The sequence below is a fragment of the Streptomyces venezuelae ATCC 10712 genome (assembly GCF_008639165.1).
GTDB lineage: Bacteria > Actinomycetota > Actinomycetes > Streptomycetales > Streptomycetaceae > Streptomyces > Streptomyces venezuelae.
Map to the genome: position 1 here is coordinate 5,786,245 of NZ_CP029197.1, position 20,686 is coordinate 5,806,930.

The following is a 20,686-nucleotide window of genomic DNA, read 5'->3' on the forward strand; positions in this document are numbered from 1 at the left end:
AGTACGAGAACCATGGCCAACGCACCGGTCCAGCGCATGTCCCAGTTGATGGCGAAGACGCTGCGCGACGACCCGGCCGACGCCGAGGTCCTCAGCCACAAGCTCCTCGTCCGCGCCGGTTACGTGCGCCGCACCGCCGCCGGCATCTGGAGCTGGCTGCCCCTCGGCAAGAAGGTCCTCTCCAACATCGAGCGCATCGTCCGCGAGGAGATGGACGCGATCGGCGCGCAGGAGGTCACCCTCCCCGCCCTGCTGCCCCGCGAGCCGTACGAGGCGACGGGCCGCTGGGACGAGTACGGCGCCGAGCTGTTCCGGCTCCAGGACCGCAAGGGCGGCGACTACCTCCTGGGCCCGACGCACGAGGAGATCTTCACCCTCCTCGTCAAGGACCAGTGCTCGTCGTACAAGGACCTGCCGGTCATCCTCTACCAGATCCAGAACAAGTTCCGTGACGAGGCCCGCCCCCGCGCCGGCATCCTGCGCGGCCGCGAGTTCCTCATGAAGGACTCGTACTCCTTCGACACGGAGGACGAGGGCCTCGCCCAGTCCTACGCCCTGCACCGCCAGGCCTACCAGCGGGTCTTCGAGCGCCTCGGCCTCGACTACCGCATCGTCGCCGCCACCGCGGGCGCGATGGGCGGCTCGAAGTCCGAGGAGTTCCTCGCCCCGGCCGAGGCCGGCGAGGACACCTTCGCCGACTGCCCGAACTGCGACTTCGCGGCGAACACCGAGGCGATCTCCTACGAGCTCCAGCCGGTCGACGGCTCCGCCGTCCCCGCCGCCGAGGAGATCCCGACCCCCGACACCCCGACCATCGAGACCCTCGCCGCCTCCCTCGGCGTCCCGGCCTCCGCCACGCTGAAGAACCTGCTGGTGAAGGTCGACGGCGAGATCGTCGCCGTGGGCGTCCCCGGCGACCGCGAGGTCGACATGGGCAAGGTCGAGGAGCACTTCGCGCCGGCGACCGTCGAGATGGTCACCGAGTCCGACTTCGCCGCGCGGGCGGATCTGGTACGCGGCTACGTCGGCCCGCAGGGCCTGGAGAAGGTCACGTACATCGCCGACCCGCGCGTGGCGCCCGGCACGGCGTGGATCACGGGTGCCAACAAGGACGGCATGCACGCGAAGAACGTCGTCGCGGGCCGTGACTTCGAGGTCGAGGAGTACGTCGACGTCGTCGTCGTCCAGGAGGGCGACCCGTGCCCCAAGTGCGGCACCGGCCTCAAGCTGGACCGCGCCATCGAGATCGGCCACATCTTCCAGCTCGGCCGCAAGTACGCCGACGCGCTGAAGCTCGACGTCCTCGGCCAGAACGGCAAGCCGGTCCGCGTGACCATGGGCTCGTACGGCATCGGCGTCTCGCGCGCCGTCGCCGCGCTCGCCGAGCAGACCGCCGACGAGAAGGGGCTGTGCTGGCCGGCCGAGGTCGCCCCGGCCGACGTCCACGTCGTCGCCGCCGGCAAGGCCCTGCAGACCGAGCTGGCCCTCGAGGTCTCCGACAAGCTGTCCGCGGCGGGCCTCCGGGTCCTGGTCGACGACCGCGCGGGCGTCTCGCCGGGCGTCAAGTTCACCGACGCGGAGCTGATGGGCGTCCCGAAGATCCTGGTGGCGGGCCGCCGCTCGGGCGAGGGCATCGTGGAACTCAAGGACCGCCGCACCGGCGACCGCGAGGAACTGACGGTCGAAGAGGCCCTCACCCGCCTGACGGCGTGACACGCATGGGGCGCGGGGCCGTTGCGGCCCCGCGCCCCGTCGCGGCCGCACGGCCCGTCGTGGCCGCCACGGTCCCGCGCCCCGCGCCCCGTCGCGGACTTCGCGTCCGCACGGCCCGTCGTGGTCTCCGCGTCCCCGCGCCCCGTCGCGCTCCTCAGCCGGAGCCCTCCTCCCGAGGGGCCGGTTCGACCGAGGCGCCCGTCAGGTCCTCCACCGGCTCCACCCCCGCCGCCGCGTCCGCCGCGCCCTTCAGGTACGCCGAGCTGATCGGAGGCGGCGTCGCCTCCTGGCCCTGGCCCTGACCCTGGGCCGCCGCCGCGTCCCGTCCCTCCGGCCCCGGCGTCGCGCGTTCCAGGAACCTCAGCAGTTCCACCGGGAACGGCAGGACCAGCGTCGAGTTCTTCTCGGCCGCCACCGCCACCACCGTCTGCAGCAGCCGCAGCTGCAGCGCGGCCGGCTGGCCGGACATCGCCTGGGCGGCCTCCGCCAGCTTCTTCGAGGCCTGGAGTTCCGCGTCCGCGTTGATCACCCGCGCCCGGCGCTCCCGGTCGGCCTCCGCCTGCCGGGCCATGGACCGCTTCATCGTCTCGGGCAGGGAGACGTCCTTGATCTCCACCCGGTCGATCTGCACGCCCCAGCCGATCGCGGGCGAGTCCAGCATCAGCTCCAGGCCCTGGTTGAGCTTCTCCCGGTTCGACAGCAGGTCGTCGAGGTCGCTCTTGCCGATGATCGACCGCAGCGAGGTCTGCGCCATCTGCGAGACGGCGAACTTGTAGTCCTCGACCCTCACCAGCGCCTCCGCCGCGTCGACGACCTTGAAGTAGACGACCGCGTCGACCCGCACGGTGACGTTGTCCCGGGTGATGCCCTCCTGCGCGGGCACGGGCATCGTGACGATCTGCATGTTCACCTTGTGGAGGCGGTCCACACCGGGAACGATCATCGTGAAACCGGGCGTGCGCACCTCGTCGCGCAGCCGCCCGAAGCGGAAGACGACGCCGCGCTCGTACTGCTTCACGACCCGCGCCGCCACGCCCGCGTACACCGCGACCGCCGCACCCGCGCCGGCCGCCGCCATCAGCAGCTCTTCGATCATCACGGCCCCCAGGAATCGAGCCGAACGGTACAGAAAGGGTATTCCCCTACAGCCAGCTCGCGAACTCCAGGAGCAGCTCGGCATCCTGCCGCCGCCCCGCGGTCAGTGCCCGGGTGCCCGATTCGACGGCGCGGAAGAGGGTCCAGCCGCGCAGCCGCTCCCGGTCCAGGTCGAGGGAGTCGGCCAGTTTGTTGACCCGCCGCCGGGCGGCCGAGGCGCCGGAGGAGGCGGCGACCAGGTCCTCGACCCGGTCGCGTACGAGCCGGGCCAGGTCGTAGGCCCGCTCGCCGACCAGCGGCTCGGGGCCGACGGCCAGCCAGGGCGCCCGGTCCCCGCCGAGCACCTTGCCCTGCCGGAAGTTGCCGTGCAGCAGCAGGGCCTCCGAGGGCCCGGCCACCAGTTCCTCGCGCGCCGCGAGCGCCGCCGTGGTCAGCTCGGCGGTCGCCGCCGCGGACAGGTGCGGGGTCATCGCCGAGGCCTGCCGGCCGGTCCGCTCCGCCACCGTCTCGAAGCCGTGCCCCTCGGCCGGCTCGACCCACAGCCTGCGGACGGTCCCGGCGGCCTCCAGGAGCGCCTTGGCCTCCGGCAGGGAGCGCAGCGAGACCTCGGGGTGGAGCCTTTCGAGGAGGAGCGCGCCGTCCGCGGCCTCGTCGAGGAGCTGGACCGCGCCCCAGCCGTTCCAGTGGGCGAGCGCGTCCCGCTCCAGGTCCGGCCGGGTGAACGGCGGCGCGATCTTGAGCGCGGCGGGGGAGCCGTCGGACCGCCGGACGAGCACGACGAGGCTGCTCCGGCCGCCCGGTGCCATCACCCGTTCGGCGTCCAGGGAGGCGTGGTCGATCGCCTGCTCGGCGAGCCCGGGCAGTGTCCCGAGCCATTCGGCCGCCACGGCGTCCCCGTACGTCTCACCGAGCGTCCTGATCAGTCGCTGCGGCGGTTCGAAACCCATGCGTACGTTGTTCCTTCGGTCGGGGCCGGACTCGGTCTGGGCGGGACTACACCCGCTCGGCGAGCCCAGGAAAGGTTACGTCGCTGCCGCGCCAGCGGACGGCCCGTACCGCCGCCTCGCGCAGCGCGGCGGCCGCCTCGCGCCGCTGCGGGCCTTCGGCGGCCCGGACGAGATCGGAGTAGACGCCGGCCACCCGGTCCTCCAGGACGGCGGCGAGCCGCGCCGCCGCGGCCGGGTCCGCGACCCGGAACGGCAGCGCGTACGCCGCCTCCGCCACCACGGGCGTGCCGCCGAGGTCGCGTACGGTCCGGCGCAGCGCGTCCCGGCGGGCCCGGTGCGCCTCGTAGGCGGCGGTGGCCTCGGCCCGGCGCCCGGCGCCGACGCGGCCGCCGACGACCCCGTACCCGTACACCGCCGCGTGCTCGGCGGCCAGCGCGGCCTGGGTCGCGTCGAGGGCGCTCATGCCGGTGCTCCTTCGGTCAGCAGGTAGGCGTGCGCGGCTCCGGCGGCGGCGACGGAGGCGAGCAGCCGGGCGTACTCGGGCGGGGCGGTGAGCAGGGTGGTGGTGTGGGCGTCGGCGGCCGCGCGTTCGGCGGCGGCGAGTTCCCCGAGTGCCGCCCGCGGGTCGGCCGGGACGGGGGCGGCGGTCGGGGCGGGCCCGGCCTTCCCGGCGGTCGCGGTGGGAGCGGCGGTCGAGGCCGGGGCGGCCGTCGCGTTCGGACCGGCCGTCGCGGGCCGTACGGTCGTGCCGCCCTCGCCGAGGGCCTTGGCGTGCGCGGCCACCGAGGACCGCAGGGCGCCCAGCCGGGGGGCCAGCGCGGGGTGGGCGGCGAGGGTCGCGTCGTAACGTTCCAGCAGGGCCCGTGACGTGGTCACCGAGCGCAGGCGCAGGGCCGCCTCGGCGCGTGCCACCCGTTCGGCCTCGCGTTCGGCGGCGCTGGGCGCGCGGGGGCCGGGGGCCTCGGAGGTGCAGCCCGACAGGGCCGCCGCGGCGGCGGCCGAGACCCCCGCCGTCAGGAGTGCGCGCCTGCCCGTCGTCGTCACGCTCTCTCCCTCTGCCGTGGTACGTCGTCGAAGATCGTCGGGATCACCGCAGGCGAGCGTACCCGCGGGCCCTGGGGCGGTGGACGGCAACACCCTCCGGGACCGGATACCCTTTGGTCTGACACGCGACGAACACGCGACGAACGACAACAGCACACGCGGCCGAGGAGTCACCCGGATGAGCACCACCCAGAGCGACAGGCTGCGCGGACTCGTGGAGCCGCTCGTCGCCGCGAAGAACCTTGATCTGGAAGAGATCGAGGTGTCCCGGGCCGGCCGCCGTGGGCTGCTGCGCATCGTCGTCGACTCGGACGAGGGCGTGGAGCTGGACGCCTGTGCCGAGCTGAGCCGCGCGATCTCCGAGAAGCTCGACGAGACCGACGCGATGGGCGAGGGCGAGTACGTCCTCGAAGTCAGCTCGCCCGGCGCCGACCGCCCCCTGACCCAGCACCGCCACTACGTGCGGGCCACCGGCCGTCTGGTCAAACTGCAGCTGTCCTCCGACGGCGCCGCCGAGGAGCTGGTCGCGCGGATCGTCGCCGTGGACGAGGACGGCCTCGACCTCGAGGTGCCGGGCGTGAAGGGGCGCAAGCCCACCGCCCGCCGGGTCGAGTTCGCCGATGTCGCCAAGGCGCGTGTCGAGATCGAGTTCAACCGCAAGGACAAGAAGGAAGAGGAGGCGTAGCCGTGGACATCGACGTGAAGCTGCTCAAGGGCTTGGCGCATGAGAAGGAGATCTCCTTCGACCTGCTGGTCGAGGCGATCGAGTCGGCCCTCCTCATCGCGTACCACCGCACCCCCGACGCCCGCCGCCACGCGCGCGTGGAGCTGGACCGGGTCACCGGTCACGTGACGGTGTGGGCGAAGGAAGACCCCTCCGAGCTGGAGGAGGGTCAGGAGCCCAAGGACTTCGACGACACCCCGTCGGACTTCGGCCGGATCGCGGCGAGCACCGCCCGCCAGGTGATCCAGCAGCGGCTGCGCGACGCCGAGAACGACGTGACGTTCGGCGAGTACGCGCGCCGTGAGGGCGATGTCGTCGCCGGTGTGGTGCAGCAGGGCAAGGACCCGAAGAACGTCCTCGTCAAGCTGGACGACAAGCTGGAGGCCATCCTTCCGGTGCAGGAGCAGGTGCCGGGCGAGGAGTACTCGCACGGTCTGCGGCTGCGGACGTACGTCGTCCGGGTGGCGAAGGGCGTCCGCGGTCCGTCCGTCACCCTTTCGCGTACCCACCCCAATCTGGTGAAGAAGCTGTTCGCCCTCGAGGTGCCGGAGATCGCCGACGGTTCGGTCGAGATCGCGGCGATCGCCCGTGAGGCCGGCCACCGGACCAAGATCGCCGTCCGTTCCACCCGTTCGGGCCTGAACCCCAAGGGCGCCTGCATCGGCCCGATGGGCAGCCGCGTCCGCAACGTGATGGCGGAGCTGCTCGGCGAGAAGATCGACATCGTCGACTGGTCGGACGACCCGGCCGAGATGGTGGCGAACGCGCTCTCCCCGGCCCGGGTGTCGAAGGTCGAGGTCGTCGACATGGCGGCCCGTTCGGCCCGGGTGACCGTGCCGGACTACCAGCTGTCGCTCGCGATCGGCAAGGAGGGCCAGAACGCCCGCCTCGCCGCGCGCCTCACCGGCTGGCGGATCGACATCCGTCCGGACACGGAGCCGAGCGGTCCGCAGGACTGAGACCGTTTTTGGCCAACAACTGTTCGATTCTTGCCCCAAACAGGTGAGGTCGGTACGGGGAGGTAGACTTAATCGTGTCTGGCCGGACGCATGCCCGCGCGTGCCCTGAGCGAACCTGTGTGGGGTGCCGGGTGCGAGCGGCCAAGAGCGATCTACTGCGGATCGTGGTGACCAAGGACGAGTGCGTTCCTGATCATCGCGGTACGCTGCCCGGCCGGGGTGCGTACCTGCACCCCGCCGTGGCTTGTCTCGACCTGGCGGTCCGCCGCCGAGCGTTCCCGAGGGCCTTCAAGGCCCAGGGCCCGCTCGACACCGCGGAACTCCGCCGACACGTCGAGCGGTCGGCACCGCAGTGAAGAAGAAGTACGGCACGGAACACCGTGCGGTCAGGTACCTCGCGAGTTGGAAGTAGGTCGAGATTGCGATGAGCACTCGATGAGTACGCGATGAGTACGCCCATGAAGTAGCGACGGTCCGGCGGTAACCGGACCTCACAAAGGAGCAAAGTGGCTAAGGTCCGGGTATACGAACTCGCCAAGGAGTTCGGTGTGGAGAGCAAGGTCGTCATGGCCAAGCTCCAAGAACTCGGTGAATTCGTCCGTTCGGCGTCCTCGACGATCGAGGCGCCGGTCGTGCGCAAGTTGACTGACGCTTTGCAGGGTCCCGGCGGCAACGCCGGCAAGACCGCTGCCAAGCCTGGCGCGCCCCGCAAGGCGGCGCCCTCCCCCGCGGCGCCGTCTCCGGCCGCCGCGGCACGTCCCGCTGCTCCCAAGCCCGGCGCCCCGGCCCCCAAGCCGGCCCCCGCCGCGCCCGCGGCGCCGGCTCCGGTCACCCCGGCCGCGCCCGCGAGCAGCACCCCCTCTCCGGCTCCGGCCGCCTCGGGCCCCCGCCCGGGCCCGAAGCCCGCGCCCAAGCCGGCCACGCCGGCCCCGGCCGCCCCCGAGTTCACCGCGCCCCCGTCGGCTCCGGCCGCCGGTCAGCGCCCTGGTGGCGCCACCCCGGGACCCCGTCCCGCCGGCGAGCGCCCCGCCCGTCCGGGCCAGGGTGCGCCGCGTCCGCAGGGCCAGGGTGCCCCGCGTCCGCAGGGTCAGGGCGCGCCGCGTCCGGGCGGTGCCCGTCCGGCCGGTCCCCGTCCGGGCAACAACCCCTTCACCTCGGGTGGCTCCACCGGCATGGCGCGTCCGCAGACGCCCCGTCCGGGTGGCGGCGCTCCCCGTCCCGGCGGCCCCGGTGCCGTTCCGGGCGCCCCGCGTCCGCAGGGCGGCCCCGGTGGCGCCCCGCGTCCCCAGGGTCAGGGCGGCGCCCGTCCGACCCCCGGTGGCATGCCTCGCCCGCAGGCTCCCCGTCCGGGCGGCGCGCCCGGCGGTAACCGTCCGAACCCGGGCATGATGCCGCAGCGTCCCGCTGCCGGCCCGCGTCCCGGTCCCGGCGGCGGTGGCCGTGGTCCCGGTGGCCCCGGCGGCCGTCCGGGTGGTCCCGGCGGTGGCGGCGGCGGTCGTCCCGGCTTCGCCGGTCGTCCGGCCGGTCCCGGCGGTGGCGGCGGCGGCTTCGCCGGCCGTCCCGGTGGTCCCGGTGGCGGCGGCGGTCGCCCGGGTGGTCCCGGCGGCGGTGGCGGCGGCTTCGGCGGTCGTCCCGGTGGCTTCGGTGGCCGTCCCGGCGGTCCGGGTGGCCGTGGTGGCACGCAGGGCGCCTTCGGTCGCCCCGGCGGTCCCGCGCGTCGCGGTCGCAAGTCGAAGCGTCAGAGGCGCCAGGAGTACGAGGCCATGCAGGCCCCGTCCGTGGGCGGCGTGATGCTGCCGCGCGGTTCCGGCGAGACCATTCGCCTGTCCCGCGGTGCCTCCCTCACCGACTTCGCCGAGAAGATCGGCGCCAACCCGGCGTCGCTCGTCGCGGTGATGATGAACCTCGGTGAGATGGTCACGGCCACGCAGTCCGTGTCCGACGACACGCTCCAGATGCTCGGCGACGAGATGAACTACCAGGTTCAGATCGTCTCCCCCGAGGAGGAGGACCGCGAGCTGCTCGAGTCCTTCGACATCGAGTTCGGCGAGGACGAGGGCGGCGAAGAGGCCCTGGTCTCCCGTCCGCCGGTCGTCACCGTCATGGGTCACGTCGACCACGGTAAGACCCGACTGCTCGACGCGATCCGCAAGACGAACGTCGTCGCGGGCGAGGCCGGTGGCATCACCCAGCACATCGGGGCCTACCAGGTGGGCACCGAGGTCAACGGCGAAGAGCGTCGCATCACCTTCATCGACACCCCGGGTCACGAGGCGTTCACCGCCATGCGTGCCCGTGGTGCGAAGTCGACCGACATCGCGATCCTCGTGGTCGCGGCCAACGACGGCGTCATGCCGCAGACGATCGAGGCGCTCAACCACGCCAAGGCCGCCGGCGTCCCGATCGTCGTCGCGGTCAACAAGATCGACGTCGAGGGTGCCGACCCGACCAAGGTCCGCGGTCAGCTGACCGAGTTCGGTCTGGTGGCCGAGGAGTACGGCGGCGACACGATGTTCGTCGACATCTCCGCCAAGCAGGGTCTGCACATCGACTCGCTCCTCGAGGCGGTCATCCTGACCGCCGACGCCTCGCTCGACCTGCGGGCCAACCCGAACCAGGACGCGCAGGGCATCGCGATCGAGTCGCACCTCGACCGTGGTCGCGGCGCCGTCTCGACCGTCCTGGTCCAGCGCGGAACGCTGCGCATCGGCGACACCGTGGTGGTCGGCGACGCGTACGGCCGCGTCCGGGCGATGCTCGACGACAAGGGCAACAACGTCGAGGAGGCGACCCCGTCGACTCCCGTCCTGGTCCTGGGTCTCACCAACGTCCCGGGTGCCGGCGACAACCTCCTGGTTGTCGACGAGGACCGTACGGCCCGTCAGATCGCCGAGAAGCGCGCCGCGCGTGAGCGCAACGCCGCCTTCGCCAAGCGCGTCCGCCGGGTGTCCCTCGAGGACCTCGACAAGGTGCTCAAGGCCGGTCTCGTCCAGGAACTCAACCTCATCATCAAGGGCGACGCGTCCGGTGCGGTCGAGGCCCTCGAGGCTTCGCTGCTCCAGCTCGACGTCGGCGAAGAGGTCGACATCCGCGTCCTGCACCGCGGTGTGGGTGCGGTCACCGAGTCGGACATCGACCTGGCCATGGGCTCCGACGCCATCGTCATCGGCTACAACGTCCGTGCGGCCGGCCGTGCCGCGCAGATGGCGGAGCGCGAGGGCGTCGACGTCCGGTACTACTCGGTCATCTACCAGGCGATCGAGGAGATCGAGGCGGCGCTCAAGGGCCTCCTCAAGCCGGAGTACGAAGAGGTCGAGCTCGGTACGGCGGAGATCCGCGAGGTCTTCCGCTCGTCCAAGCTGGGCAACATCGCCGGTGTCCTCATCCGCTCCGGCGAGGTCAAGCGCAACACCAAGGCGCGCCTCGTCCGCGACGGCAAGGTCATCGCCGAGGACCTCACGATCCACGGTCTGCGCCGCTTCAAGGACGACGTCACCGAGATCCGCGAAGGCTTCGAGGGCGGTATCAACCTCGGAAACTTCAACGACATCAAGATCGACGACGTCATCGCGACGTACGAGATGCGCGAGAAGCCGCGCGCCTGATCGCGGCCGGCCGGAGCGATCCGGCCGATCCGATCGCAGCACTGAGCCGGGGCCGGTCGGCGGAAAGTATTCCGTCGATCGGCCCCGGCCGTTGCGTGTACGGTTTCGGGTGTCCCCGCCGAGTGGTCGGCGGGCACACCGAACCCGAACCGGCGGGACATCCGGACATCCATGTATGTGGGGACACTGTCCTTCGATCTGCTCCTCGGCGACGTACGTTCGCTGAAGGAGAAACGCTCCGTCGTCAAGCCGATCGTCGCCGAGCTCCAGCGGAAATTCGCGGTGAGCGTGGCGGAGGTCAGCGCCCAGAACCTCCATCGACGGGCCGAGATCGGCGTCGCGATGGTGTCGGGGGACACGGGACACCTGAGCGACGTACTGGACCGGTGCGAGCGGCTCGTCGCCGCCCGCCCCGAGGTGGAGCTGCTGTCGGTGCGCCGCAGGCTCCACACTGATGAAGACTGATGTGAGCAAGGCAAAGAAGGAGAAGGACCAGTGGCCGACAACGCGCGGGCGAAGAAGCTGGCAGACCTCATCCGGGAGGTGGTCGCCGAGAAGCTGCAGCGCGGCATCAAGGACCCCCGCCTGGGCACGCACGTGACCATCACGGACACCCGTGTCACCGGCGACCTGCGGGAGGCCACGGTCTTCTACACGGTCTACGGCGACGACGAGGAGCGGGCGAGCGCCGCGGCCGGCCTGGAGAGCGCCAAGGGCATCCTCCGCTCGGCCGTGGGCCGCGCGGCGGGGACCAAGTTCACCCCGACCCTGTCCTTCGTGGCCGACGCCCTCCCGGAGAACGCCAAGACCATCGAGGACCTCCTCGACAAGGCGCGGGCCTCGGACGCCCAGGTGCGGGAGGCGTCCTCGGGCGCGTCCTTCGCGGGCGACGCCGACCCCTACAAGAAGCCGGGCGAGGACGAAGCCGCCGAATGAGCAACGCACGCCAGACTCCCGACGGCCTCGTCATCGTCGACAAGCCGTCGGGATTCACCTCGCACGACGTCGTGGCCAAGATGCGGGGCATCGCGAAGACCCGCCGGGTGGGCCACGCCGGCACGCTCGACCCCATGGCCACGGGCGTCCTCGTCCTCGGCGTGGAGCGGGCGACCAAGCTCCTCGGTCACCTCGCGCTGACCGAGAAGGAGTACCTGGGCACCATCCGCCTGGGCCAGACGACGATCACCGACGACGCCGAAGGCGAGATCACGGCCTCCGTCGACGCCTCCAAGGTGACCCGCGAGGGCATCGACGCGGGCGTCGCCGAGCTGACCGGCGCCATCATGCAGGTGCCGTCGAAGGTCTCCGCGATCAAGATCGACGGCAAGCGGTCCTACGCGCGCGTGCGCGGCGGCGAGGAGTTCGAGATCCCGGCCCGCCCGGTGACCGTCTCCTCCTTCCAGGTGTACGACGTGCGGGAGGCGACCGCTGAGGACGGCACCCCCGTCGTCGACCTGGTCGTCTCCGTCGTCTGCTCCTCCGGCACGTACATCCGGGCGCTCGCCCGGGACCTCGGCGCCGGACTCGGCGTGGGCGGGCACCTGACCGCGCTGCGCCGCACCCGGGTCGGCCCGTACAAGCTCGACTCGGCGAAGACGCTCGACCAGCTCCAGGAGGAGCTCACGGTCATGCCGGTGGCCGACGCCGCCTCGGCGGCCTTCCCCCGGTGGGACGTCGACGAGAAGCGCGCCAAGCTGCTGCTCAACGGCGTCCGCCTGGAGATGCCGACCTATCCGGCGGGCCCCGTCGCGGTCTTCGGACCCGAGGGGAAGCTGCTCGCCCTCGTGGAGGACCAGCGGGGCAAGGCGAAGAGCCTGGCCGTCTTCGGCTGAGCGGACCGGTACACAGAAGGGCGGGCACGCGCGCGTGCCCGCCCTTCTTGTTTCCCCCCGGCGAGAGCCTGTCCGGTGGAACGCCGGAGAATCACCCCATCGGGGAGGCGCTCGGAGTGAAGGGGGGAGTGCCAGGGGGCGCGTTCGACTCCTGTGGTCATCCGTGTGATCACCGGCGACCTACCGTCGACCCATGGGACGCGGGGACCTGGCGACGCTGGTACGGATCTGCGATCTGGCGGGCCGGCCTCGCGGCACAGGATTCCTCGCCGACCACCACGGGACGGTCGTCACCAGTCACGAAGCCGTCGACGGGCTCAGCCGCGTCGTCCTGCACGCCCCCGGCGAGCGGACCTGGCTCGCCGAGGCCGAGGCCGTCACACCCCTGCCGGAGCGCGGCCTCGCCCTCGTACGGACCGAAGGGCTCGACGTCCGGCCGCTGCCGCTCGCCACCCGCACCGAGATCGAACCCGGCACGTACGTACGGATCGCGGCCGACGGCTGGCGCGAGGCCCGGGTCCTCGGCCCCGCCGCCGTCACGTACACCGCCACCGACCGCTTCCACACCCTCCCCGACGCCCTCGAACTCGCCATCGGCACCGAGGGCGCCGAAGCCCTCCGCCTCGGCGGACAGGCCGCCGGCGGCCCCGTCCTCGACACCGCCACCGGCACCGTCCTCGCCGTCCTCGGCACCGCCCTGCACGGCGAGCGCCAGGCCGCCGGATACGCCGTACCGCTCCGGCCCGAAGGCCCGCTCACCGCCCTCCTACGGCGCAACGCGGCCACCGTCCCCGCCTACGGCCCCGACCTCAACCTCGCCGCGATCCTGGAGCTCACCGCCACCTCCACCGGCCCCGTACGGGACCCCGACCCCTGGCCCGAGCCCGTCGAACGCCCCGAGTGCACCCGGGAGTTGACCCGCTTCACCGCCGCGGACACCCCGGTGTTCGCCCTCGTCGGCGCCCCCGGCAGCGGCCGCACCACCGCCCTCGACGCCCTCTGCGCCCGCCGCGCCCGGGGCGTCGCACCCGCCCCCACCGTCCGGCTGCGCGGCGCCGACCTGCGCGCGGAGGACCGCTCGCTCGCCGACGCCGTCGGCCGCGCCCTGCACCAGGCCGGCCGGATCGTCGCGGCCTCCGGGGCGCTCGGCGACACCACCGCGGCCACCCCCGAGACGGCCGCCGCCCTCGCCCACCGGGCGGGCCGGCCGCTGCTCGTCGTCCTCGACGGCCCCGAGGAGATGCCCCCGCTCCTCGCCCACCGGCTCGCCGACTGGACGGCGGCCACCGAGGACTGGCTGCGCGCCCACCACACCCACCTCGTCACGGCCTGCCGCCCCGAGCACTGGGAACTCGCGGGCGCGCTCTACCGCCCCGGCGCCCTGCACCGGCCGGCCGCCGGCCCCCGGGACGGACTGCCCGCCGCCCTCGTCCTCGGGCCCTACGCGGCGGCGGAGGCCGAGGCCGTACGCCAGGGGTACGGGCTCGCGGACACCGACCTCGCCGAGGCCGACGCCCGCCACCCGCTGGCCCTGCGGCTGCTCGCCGAGGTGCGGGCCGCGCTGCCCGCGGAGGTGGCCGGGCGGCCGGGCCGCGAGGAGATCTTCACCGCCTACCTGGACCTGATGTGCCTGCGGATCGCCGTCCGGATCGCCGCGGGGTCCCGCCCGCTGCCCGGCGGCACCGCCGTACGCCGCCTCGCCGCGCGCGTGACCGGCCAGGCCCACGAGGCGGCCCGCCGGTGCCTCGGACCCGGCCACGGGGTCCTCGACCGCGCCTCCTTCGAGGAGCTGTTCCCCTGGCGGGAGGGCTGGGCCTCGGCCGTCCTCACCGAGGGCCTCCTGGTCCCGGCGGGCTCCGGCTACCGCTTCGCCCACGAGGAACTCGGCGACTGGATCCAGGCGGCCCACCTGGACGTGGACGGAGCCCTGCGCTCCCTGGTCCACCAGCACCACGAGCTGCCGGAGCCCACCGCACCCGCCGGGGCCGCCCGCACCGGCATCCCCCACCAGCGCCCCGCCACGCCGACCGGACCGACGGCGGGCCCGCCCGAGCCCGCCCCGCCGAGCGGGGCCGTGGCCCCGGGTGCGCCCGCCCCGCCGACCGGACCGACGGCGGGCCCGCCCGAGCCCGCCCCGCCGAGCGGGGCCGTGGCCCCGGACGCCGCCGTTCCGCCTGGCGGGTCCTCCGTGCGGCGTCAGGGCGCGGCCCCCTGTCCGGCCGCCGCCCCCCACCCGGCCGGTGCCGGGGCCGCCGGTGAGGCCGGGGACCGGCTGCCCGTGCCCCGGCATCGCATCGGGCCCGTGCTCCAGGCGCTTCTCCTGGTGCACCGGGAGCGCGGTCCCGCCGCGCTCTCGCCCCGGCTCGTCGGACTCGTCGAGGCCCTCGTCCGGTTCGCCGGGCAGGAGGGCGACGCCCGCGGCGACGGGCCGTGGTGGGCCGCCCGGCTGCTCCGGGAGAGCGTGCGGCGGGTCCCCGACCCCCGGCCGTACCTGCCCGTGCTGCGGCTGCTCGCCGACCGGATCGGCGACCGGGCCGCGCGGCACCCCGTCTTCGCCGCGTTCGGACCCGGGTTCTGGCTCGGCCTGCCGCTCGGGGAGGACGAGCGGATCGACCTGCTGCGGCGGCTCGTGCCCGCCGACCCGCCCCCCGGCGACGCCGACGACGGGGAGCGGGCGCTCGACGCCGTCGCCGGGATGCTCACCGCCGACCCCCGGGGCGTGCAGCCGCTCCTCTGCCGCTGGTTCGGCGACGAACGCCCCCTCCCCGCCGCCCCGCACGCCACCGTCGCCACCGCCGCCCAGACCCTGCTGCACACCCATCGGGCGCTCGCCGTCGACGACCTCTGCGAGGCGCTGGTCACCACCGCCCACCCGCTCGCCGACGGCCTGCTCGCCGCCCTCGCCGAGGACGAGCCGGCCGCCGTCTGCCGGGCCGTCGACCGCTGGGCCCACGACGACGGGCGCCCGGAGCGGCGCGTCGCCGCCGGCGCGTACGGGCAGCTGGTCGCCCGGCACGCCACCGCCGCCGCCGACCGCGAACTCCTCCGCTACGCCGCCCTCGCCCTCCTCGCCCGCCCCGGCGACCGCGCCCTGCACGGCACCGCCCTCGGTCTGCTGATCCGCGACCCGCACACCCGGTCCCGGCACCTGCCCCGCGCCCTGGCCGAGCCGCGCGTACCCGCCGACGCCCTCGCCGAGGCCCTGGCCGCCGAGCCCGGGCCGGTGCTCGCCGCCTTCGGGGCCCGGCTGCGGGGCGCCGGTCCGGAACCGGCCGAGGCCCTGCGCGCCCTCGCCGAGATCGACACGCCCGCCCTCGCCCGCCGGGTCGCCTCCCTCGTCCGCGAGTACGTCGCCCGCCACCCCGAGGGCGCCGCACACGTGGCCGCCTTCGTCGACCGCCGGTTCGAGGACGGCCCCGCGGCGAGGACCGTGCTCTTCCCCCTGGTCACCGGGCTGATCCGGGGCCGCCCCGCGCCGGTCCGCCGCGCCCTCGCCCCGATCCTCGCCGCCCCCGGCAGCGGAGCCTCCCGCCATCTGCGGGCCGAACTCCTCGACGTACTCCTGGAACACGAGCGGTACGAGGCGGAGGCGGGGGAGTACACCGTCCTGGACGCCCTCCTGGCGGCCGCGGCACAGGGCGCGGAGGCCCGCAGCGAGCCGCGCACCCGGGACCTCGCCCGACGGGTGGGCGCCCTGTGGTGCCGTACCCCCGAGGGCGCCGGACGGTTCGACCCGGCCCTCGCCGGACACGTCCGCGACCGGCCCGCGTTCGCCACGCTGCTGGCCCGGTGGACGGTCGACGACCCCGTCACCTGGGCGCCGCTGCTCGGCCCCGACGCCCTCCGGGCCCTGCGGAGTCACGGCACTTCCATGCCGATGCGAACCGACGGCCCCGGGCATGGCAGTCTTAGACCTGCGTAATCGGCGAACAGGCGGACGAGGAGCGGTCACAGTGCAGCGCTGGCGTGGCTTGGCGGACATCCCCCAGGACTGGGGGCGCAGCGTCGTCACCATCGGCTCCTACGACGGGGTGCACCGTGGACACCAGCTGATCATCGGGCGCGCCGTCGAGCGGGCCCGTGAGCTCGGCGTCCCCTGCGTCGTGGTCACCTTCGACCCGCACCCCTCCGAGGTCGTACGGCCCGGCAGCCACCCGCCGCTGCTCGCCCCGCACCACCGGCGGGCCGAACTGATGGCCGGTCTCGGGGTCGACGCGGTGCTCGTGCTGCCGTTCACGGCCGAGTTCTCCCAGCTGTCCCCGGCCGACTTCATCGTCAAGGTGCTCGTCGACAAGCTGCACGCGAAGGCCGTCATCGAGGGCCCCAACTTCCGCTTCGGACACCGGGCCGCGGGCAACGTCGCCTTCCTGACCGAACTCGGCGCCACCTACGACTACGAGGTCGAGGTCATCGACCTGTACGTCAGCGGCTCGGCCGGCGGCGGCGACCCCTTCTCCTCCACCCTCACCCGCCGGCTCGTCGCCGAGGGCGACATGACCGGGGCCGCCGAGATCCTCGGCCGCCCGCACCGGGTCGAGGGCGTCGTGGTCCGCGGCGCCCAGCGCGGCCGCGAGCTGGGCTTCCCCACGGCCAACGTGGAGACCCTCCCGCACACCGCCATCCCGGCCGACGGCGTCTACGCCGGCTGGCTGACGGCCGCGGGGGAGCGGATGCCGGCGGCCATCTCGGTCGGCACCAACCCGCAGTTCGACGGCACGGAACGGACCGTCGAGGCGTACGCGATCGACCGCGAGGGGCTCGACCTGTACGGGCTGCACGTGGCCGTGGACTTCCTGGAGTACGTCCGCGGGATGCTCAAGTTCGACACCCTGGACGACCTGCTCGAAGCGATGGCCGGCGACGTGAAGCGCTGCCGTGAGCTGACGGAGGCGTACGACCGGGAGCACCCCACGGCGGGCTGAGCCGTCGTCCCGGCGGGACGCCCCCCCTGGGGGCTCACCAGGTCACGAGGAGTTCCTTCGGGCCGCGGATGAGCCCCTTCGACTGCCACACCACGTCCTCGGCGCTCCCCGCGAGCCGCAGCCGCGGATAGCGGTCGAGCAGCGTCGACAGCATCACCTCGGACTCCATGCGGGTGAGCATCGCGCCCATGCAGTGGTGCGGGCCGTGACCGAACGACACGTGCCCGATGCCCTCCCGGTCGAAGTCGAGGCGGTCCGGGTCCTCGAAGGCCGCCGGGTCCCGGTTGGCCGCGAGGTAGGAGGCGTAGACCGCCTCACCCGCCCGGATCAGCACCCCGCCGACCTCGACGTCCTCCGTCGCGATCCGGGGCAGCCCGACGCCGTTGCGGTGCGGGATCCAGCGCAGCAGCTCGTCCACGGCCTGCGGGAGCAGTCCGGGCTCGGCGCGCAGCCGGTCCGCGAGCTCCGGCCGGGTGAGCAGCACGTACACCATGTTGGCGCTGTTGTTCCGTACCGCGTGCGCGCCGCTGATCAGGATCGCCATCGCCAGGGAGACGGCCTCCTCGGCGGTGATCCGCCCCTCGGCGAGGGACTCCGCGAGCACGCCCGCCAGATCGTCCTGGGGCTCCGCGCGCCGCCGGTCGAGCAGCCGGATGACGTAGCCGTGGATCTGGGCCTTGGCCGCCTTGCTGCTCTCCGGGCCGGGGCCCGAGGACAGGATCAGGTCCGGCCAGGAGGCCAGCTCCGCCCGGTCCTCCTCCGGGATGCCGAGCAGATCGCACACCACCGCCATCGGCAGCGGGCCGTGCAGATGCTTCATCAGGTCGGCGGGGCGGCCCGCCGCCTCCATCGCGTCCAGGAGCCGGTCGGTGCCCGCCTGGGCAAGCGGACGCAGCCGCCTGGTGCTCTGCCCGGTGAACGCCTTGGTCACCGCCTTGCGCAGCTGGGTGTGGTACGGCGGATCGGCGTAGTTGAGGGCCGCCTTCGAGGCCACCATGTGGCCGGTCATCTTGGTGACCTGCTGGTCGAGCAGCGCCGTCCGGCTGAACCGGGGGTCGGAGGTCACCGCGCGCACGTCCTCGTACCGCGTCACCAGCCAGGCCTCGTTCCGCGCGGCGAACGGCAGCCTGATGCGGGCGACGGGCTCCTTCTCCAGGAGTTCGGTGAGCAGCGGGTCGAAGGCGAGGGCGGGCAGGTCGTCCACCGCCCAGGTGCGGGCCGCCGGCGGGGCGGCGGCGGAAGCGGCCACCCCGGTGGGGCACCCGGTCGGGCGCGGTGCTCCGCGGCCCGGTCCTGCGGTCGCTTCGGAGGTCGTCTCGGAGGTCATGAGGTCCCTGTTCCCGGCGGGCCCGAGCCGCGCAACGCCGAGCCGCCACAGCCGCCTGAACGGAGCACGCCGCCGCCGGTCCGCCGCTCACCCTGCGTAAGCGTCCGGGCGCGCTCGCGGTTGCGGGGTCGTGATCACCGGGTGAGTGTGGGCGGCAGTTCACGCGAACGAGACGAAGGAGCGAGTGTCGTGGTGACTTTGTGCAAGCCCGCGGTGTCTGTGCCCGAGCACGTGATCACGATGGAGGAGACCCTCGACCTCGCCCGTACCCACCATGAGGGCCACCCCCAACTGGCCCTGGCCCTCCGGCTGATCGGCAACACCGGGGTGACCCGGCGGCACATCGTGCAGCCCATCGAGGAGACCCTGAAGCACCCGGGCTTCGAGGAACGCAACATCCGGTACGAGGCCGAGGCCAAGGCCCGCGTCCCGGCGGTGGTCAACGAGGCGCTGGAGAACGCCGGCCTGCGCCCCGCGGACATCGACATGATCGTCTACGTGTCGTGCACGGGCTTCATGATGCCGTCGCTGACCGCCTGGATGATCAACACGATGGGCTTCCCCAGCAACACCCGCCAGGTCCCCATCGCCCAGCTCGGCTGCGCGGCCGGCGGAGCCGCCATCAACCGCGCCCACGACTTCTGCACCGCCTACCCGGACGCCAACGTCCTCATCGTGGCCTGCGAGTTCTGCTCACTCTGCTACCAGCCGACCGACCTCGGCGTCGGCTCGCTGCTCTCCAACGGCCTCTTCGGCGACGCCGTCGCCGCCGCCGTGGTGCGCGGCCGGGGCGGCACCGGCATCGGCCTGGAGCGCAACAGCTCCCACCTCGTGCCCGACACCGAGGACTGGATCGCCTACAGCGTCCGCGCCACCGGCTTCCACTTCCTGCTCGACAAGCGGGTGCCCGGCACCATGGAGCCGCTGGCCCCGGCGCTCCGCGAGGTCGCCGGAGCACACGGCTGGGACGCCGGAGAGCTGGACTTCTACATCATCCACGCGGGTGGCCCGCGCATCCTCGACGACCTCAGCCGCTTCCTCGAAGTGCCCCCGGACGCCTTCCGGTTCAGCCGCGCCACGCTCACGGAGTACGGCAACATCGCCAGCGCGGTCGTGCTGGACGCCGTCCGCCGGCTCTTCGAGGAAGGCGGGCAGCCCGAGGGCGCCCGGGGCATCCTCGCCGGGTTCGGCCCCGGCATCACGGCCGAGATGTGCCTGGGACGGTGGACCACCTCCCCGGTCTCGCCCGAGCCGAACCTCGGCACCCGGCGCATCGTGGGCTACTCGCCGTTCCGCCCGGCCCGCACGTCCGTCGCCTGATCACCGGCAGCCCCTTGCTCCTGCGCCGCACGCCCCCCGCCGTCCCGCTCACCGTGTCCACCGCGCCGCCCCAGCAGAGGAGAGCCGTATGTCCGCCATGCCACCCTCCGGCCGCAGGAGGCGCCCCCGGGCGCTGCGCGGCCCCGCCGCGATCACCGCCCTGCTCGCCGGCGCCGCCGCCGCCTCGCTCGCCGCCGCGCCGGCCGGGGCGGCCGGCCCGAACGGCGTACGGGTGCCCATGCACCAGTGCTGGGTGAACGGCGTGACCGCCCCGCCGGGCGACATCGTGAGCGGCACCAGCGGCGACGACAACATCTTCTGCGACAGCGACCTGGAGAACGTCACCGTCTGGGGTGGCGCGGGCAACGACATGATCGAGGTACGCGGCCTGGTCATCGACTCGGCCGTGATGGGCGGCGACGGCGACGACGTCATCCGCACCAAGCACCTGGTCCCGCAGAACGCCTCCAGCATGGTCCGGGGCAACCGGGGCAACGACGTCATCAAGGTCGCCACGGTCTCCGGCGACGGGGCCACGAAGGGCGCGGTCGTCCACGGCGACGACGGCGACGACAGGATCACCACCGGGTCGGTGACCGGCGCCCCCGGCAAGTACAACCGGGGCGGCGGCATCGTGACCGGGAACGACGGCGCCGACACCATCAAGGTCGGCACCGTCGACTTCTCCGGCCGCGTCCTCGGCGGCAGCGGGGCGGACGTCATCGAGGCGGAGGCGCTCGGCCCCGAGTCGGGCGGGCTCATCCAGTCGGGCCCCGGTGACGACACGATCAGCGGGCCCGACGGCGCGGTCCTCATCGTCGGGGAGCACTGGGGCACGGTGGACGCGGGCGTCGGCAGGGACACCTGCACGGTGAAGTCGGTCTCGACGCGGACGTCCATCAGCGCCTGCGAGATCATGCCGAAGGCGGCCCCCGCCGCGGACCGCCCGTCGGGCCAGCTGACCCCGGCCGCCCCCACGGGCACGACGGCCGAACCCCCGTCGAAGCCGGCGGCGCCCGCCGCCACCCCGGCGAAGCCCGCGGCGCCCGCCGCCGTCCCGGCGGCCCCGGCCGGCCCGGCCGAGCCCGCCGCGCCCCCGGCCGGCCCCGTCGAGCCGGTCACGGCGGCAGCCGGCCCCGTCGAGCCCGTCGCGCCGGCCGCTCCGGTGGGGCCCGCCGGCCCCTGAGCCCGGGCGGCT

Annotated in this window: 17 protein-coding genes; 12 read left to right on the forward strand and 5 right to left on the reverse strand. The window is 73.9% G+C overall.

From position 1 onward, the window contains the following. Nucleotides 1-12: 12 nt before the first annotated feature. On the forward strand, nucleotides 13-1,713 hold the full coding sequence (locus tag DEJ43_RS26855) for a proline--tRNA ligase (RefSeq protein ID WP_015036535.1): 1,701 nt from the start codon (nucleotides 13-15) through the stop codon (nucleotides 1,711-1,713). 154 nt (nucleotides 1,714-1,867) lie between these two features. Here DEJ43_RS26855 and DEJ43_RS26860 read toward each other — a convergent pair whose 3' ends face one another. Genes DEJ43_RS26860 through DEJ43_RS26875 form a run of 4 tightly spaced genes read right to left on the reverse strand, consistent with a single transcriptional unit; the run spans nucleotide 1,868 to nucleotide 4,799 of the window. Then, nucleotides 1,868-2,809 carry a slipin family protein gene (locus DEJ43_RS26860; protein WP_041662923.1) on the reverse strand — a complete coding sequence of 314 codons (942 nt, stop codon included), beginning with the start codon at nucleotides 2,807-2,809 and terminating at the stop codon, nucleotides 1,868-1,870. A gap of 46 nt (nucleotides 2,810-2,855) precedes the next feature. Then, nucleotides 2,856-3,755: an aminoglycoside phosphotransferase family protein gene (locus DEJ43_RS26865; RefSeq protein ID WP_015036537.1), complete on the reverse strand. Its 900-nt coding sequence runs from the start codon at nucleotides 3,753-3,755 to the stop codon at nucleotides 2,856-2,858. A gap of 46 nt (nucleotides 3,756-3,801) precedes the next feature. Continuing rightward, nucleotides 3,802-4,218 carry a DUF4439 domain-containing protein gene (locus tag DEJ43_RS26870; RefSeq protein WP_015036538.1) on the reverse strand — a complete coding sequence of 139 codons (417 nt, stop codon included), beginning with the start codon at nucleotides 4,216-4,218 and terminating at the stop codon, nucleotides 3,802-3,804. Then, nucleotides 4,215-4,799, reverse strand: a complete 585-nt coding sequence (locus DEJ43_RS26875) for a hypothetical protein (RefSeq protein ID WP_015036539.1) — start codon at nucleotides 4,797-4,799, stop codon at nucleotides 4,215-4,217. Before DEJ43_RS26875 ends, DEJ43_RS26870 begins: the two co-directional genes overlap by 4 nt. Before the next feature lie 178 nt (nucleotides 4,800-4,977). On the opposite strand from DEJ43_RS26875, the gene rimP reads away from it, so the two are divergent. The 9 genes from rimP (at nucleotide 4,978) to DEJ43_RS26920 (ending at nucleotide 16,841) form a co-directional block, all read left to right on the forward strand. Then, nucleotides 4,978-5,484, forward strand: a complete 507-nt coding sequence (rimP, locus tag DEJ43_RS26880; RefSeq protein WP_015036540.1) for a ribosome maturation factor RimP — start codon at nucleotides 4,978-4,980, stop codon at nucleotides 5,482-5,484. Between the two features lie 2 nt (nucleotides 5,485-5,486). Further along, nucleotides 5,487-6,482 carry a transcription termination factor NusA gene (nusA, locus tag DEJ43_RS26885; RefSeq protein ID WP_015036541.1) on the forward strand — a complete coding sequence of 332 codons (996 nt, stop codon included), beginning with the start codon at nucleotides 5,487-5,489 and terminating at the stop codon, nucleotides 6,480-6,482. Between the two features lie 74 nt (nucleotides 6,483-6,556). Beyond that, nucleotides 6,557-6,838 carry a YlxR family protein gene (locus tag DEJ43_RS26890; RefSeq protein WP_071891525.1) on the forward strand — a complete coding sequence of 94 codons (282 nt, stop codon included), beginning with the start codon at nucleotides 6,557-6,559 and terminating at the stop codon, nucleotides 6,836-6,838. Nucleotides 6,839-6,988: 150 nt separating this feature from the next. Beyond that, nucleotides 6,989-10,087, forward strand: a complete 3,099-nt coding sequence (gene infB / locus DEJ43_RS26895; protein WP_071891528.1) for a translation initiation factor IF-2 — start codon at nucleotides 6,989-6,991, stop codon at nucleotides 10,085-10,087. A 171-nt stretch (nucleotides 10,088-10,258) separates the two neighbouring features. Beyond that, a complete protein-coding gene (locus DEJ43_RS26900) occupies nucleotides 10,259-10,552 on the forward strand; it encodes a DUF503 domain-containing protein (RefSeq protein WP_015036543.1) in 294 nt (97 codons plus the stop codon). A gap of 30 nt (nucleotides 10,553-10,582) precedes the next feature. Continuing rightward, on the forward strand, nucleotides 10,583-11,023 hold the full coding sequence (gene rbfA / locus DEJ43_RS26905) for a 30S ribosome-binding factor RbfA (RefSeq protein WP_015036544.1): 441 nt from the start codon (nucleotides 10,583-10,585) through the stop codon (nucleotides 11,021-11,023). Further along, a complete protein-coding gene (gene truB / locus DEJ43_RS26910) occupies nucleotides 11,020-11,919 on the forward strand; it encodes a tRNA pseudouridine(55) synthase TruB (protein WP_015036545.1) in 900 nt (299 codons plus the stop codon). Before rbfA ends, truB begins: the two co-directional genes overlap by 4 nt. Nucleotides 11,920-12,112: 193 nt before the next feature. Then, on the forward strand, nucleotides 12,113-15,841 hold the full coding sequence (locus tag DEJ43_RS26915; protein WP_015036546.1) for a S1 family peptidase: 3,729 nt from the start codon (nucleotides 12,113-12,115) through the stop codon (nucleotides 15,839-15,841). A gap of 31 nt (nucleotides 15,842-15,872) precedes the next feature. Then, nucleotides 15,873-16,841 (forward strand): bifunctional riboflavin kinase/FAD synthetase, encoded by a 969-nt coding sequence (locus DEJ43_RS26920; protein ID WP_015036547.1) that lies wholly within the window; start codon nucleotides 15,873-15,875, stop codon nucleotides 16,839-16,841. 34 nt (nucleotides 16,842-16,875) lie between these two features. Here DEJ43_RS26920 and DEJ43_RS26925 read toward each other — a convergent pair whose 3' ends face one another. After that, nucleotides 16,876-18,168, reverse strand: a complete 1,293-nt coding sequence (locus DEJ43_RS26925; RefSeq protein WP_078508750.1) for a cytochrome P450 — start codon at nucleotides 18,166-18,168, stop codon at nucleotides 16,876-16,878. A 147-nt stretch (nucleotides 18,169-18,315) separates the two neighbouring features. On the opposite strand from DEJ43_RS26925, the gene DEJ43_RS26930 reads away from it, so the two are divergent. Next, nucleotides 18,316-19,488 (forward strand): type III polyketide synthase, encoded by a 1,173-nt coding sequence (locus DEJ43_RS26930; RefSeq protein ID WP_257788002.1) that lies wholly within the window; start codon nucleotides 18,316-18,318, stop codon nucleotides 19,486-19,488. A gap of 88 nt (nucleotides 19,489-19,576) precedes the next feature. Then, nucleotides 19,577-20,674: a large tegument protein gene (locus DEJ43_RS37565; protein ID WP_015036550.1), complete on the forward strand. Its 1,098-nt coding sequence runs from the start codon at nucleotides 19,577-19,579 to the stop codon at nucleotides 20,672-20,674. Nucleotides 20,675-20,686: the final 12 nt, after the last annotated feature.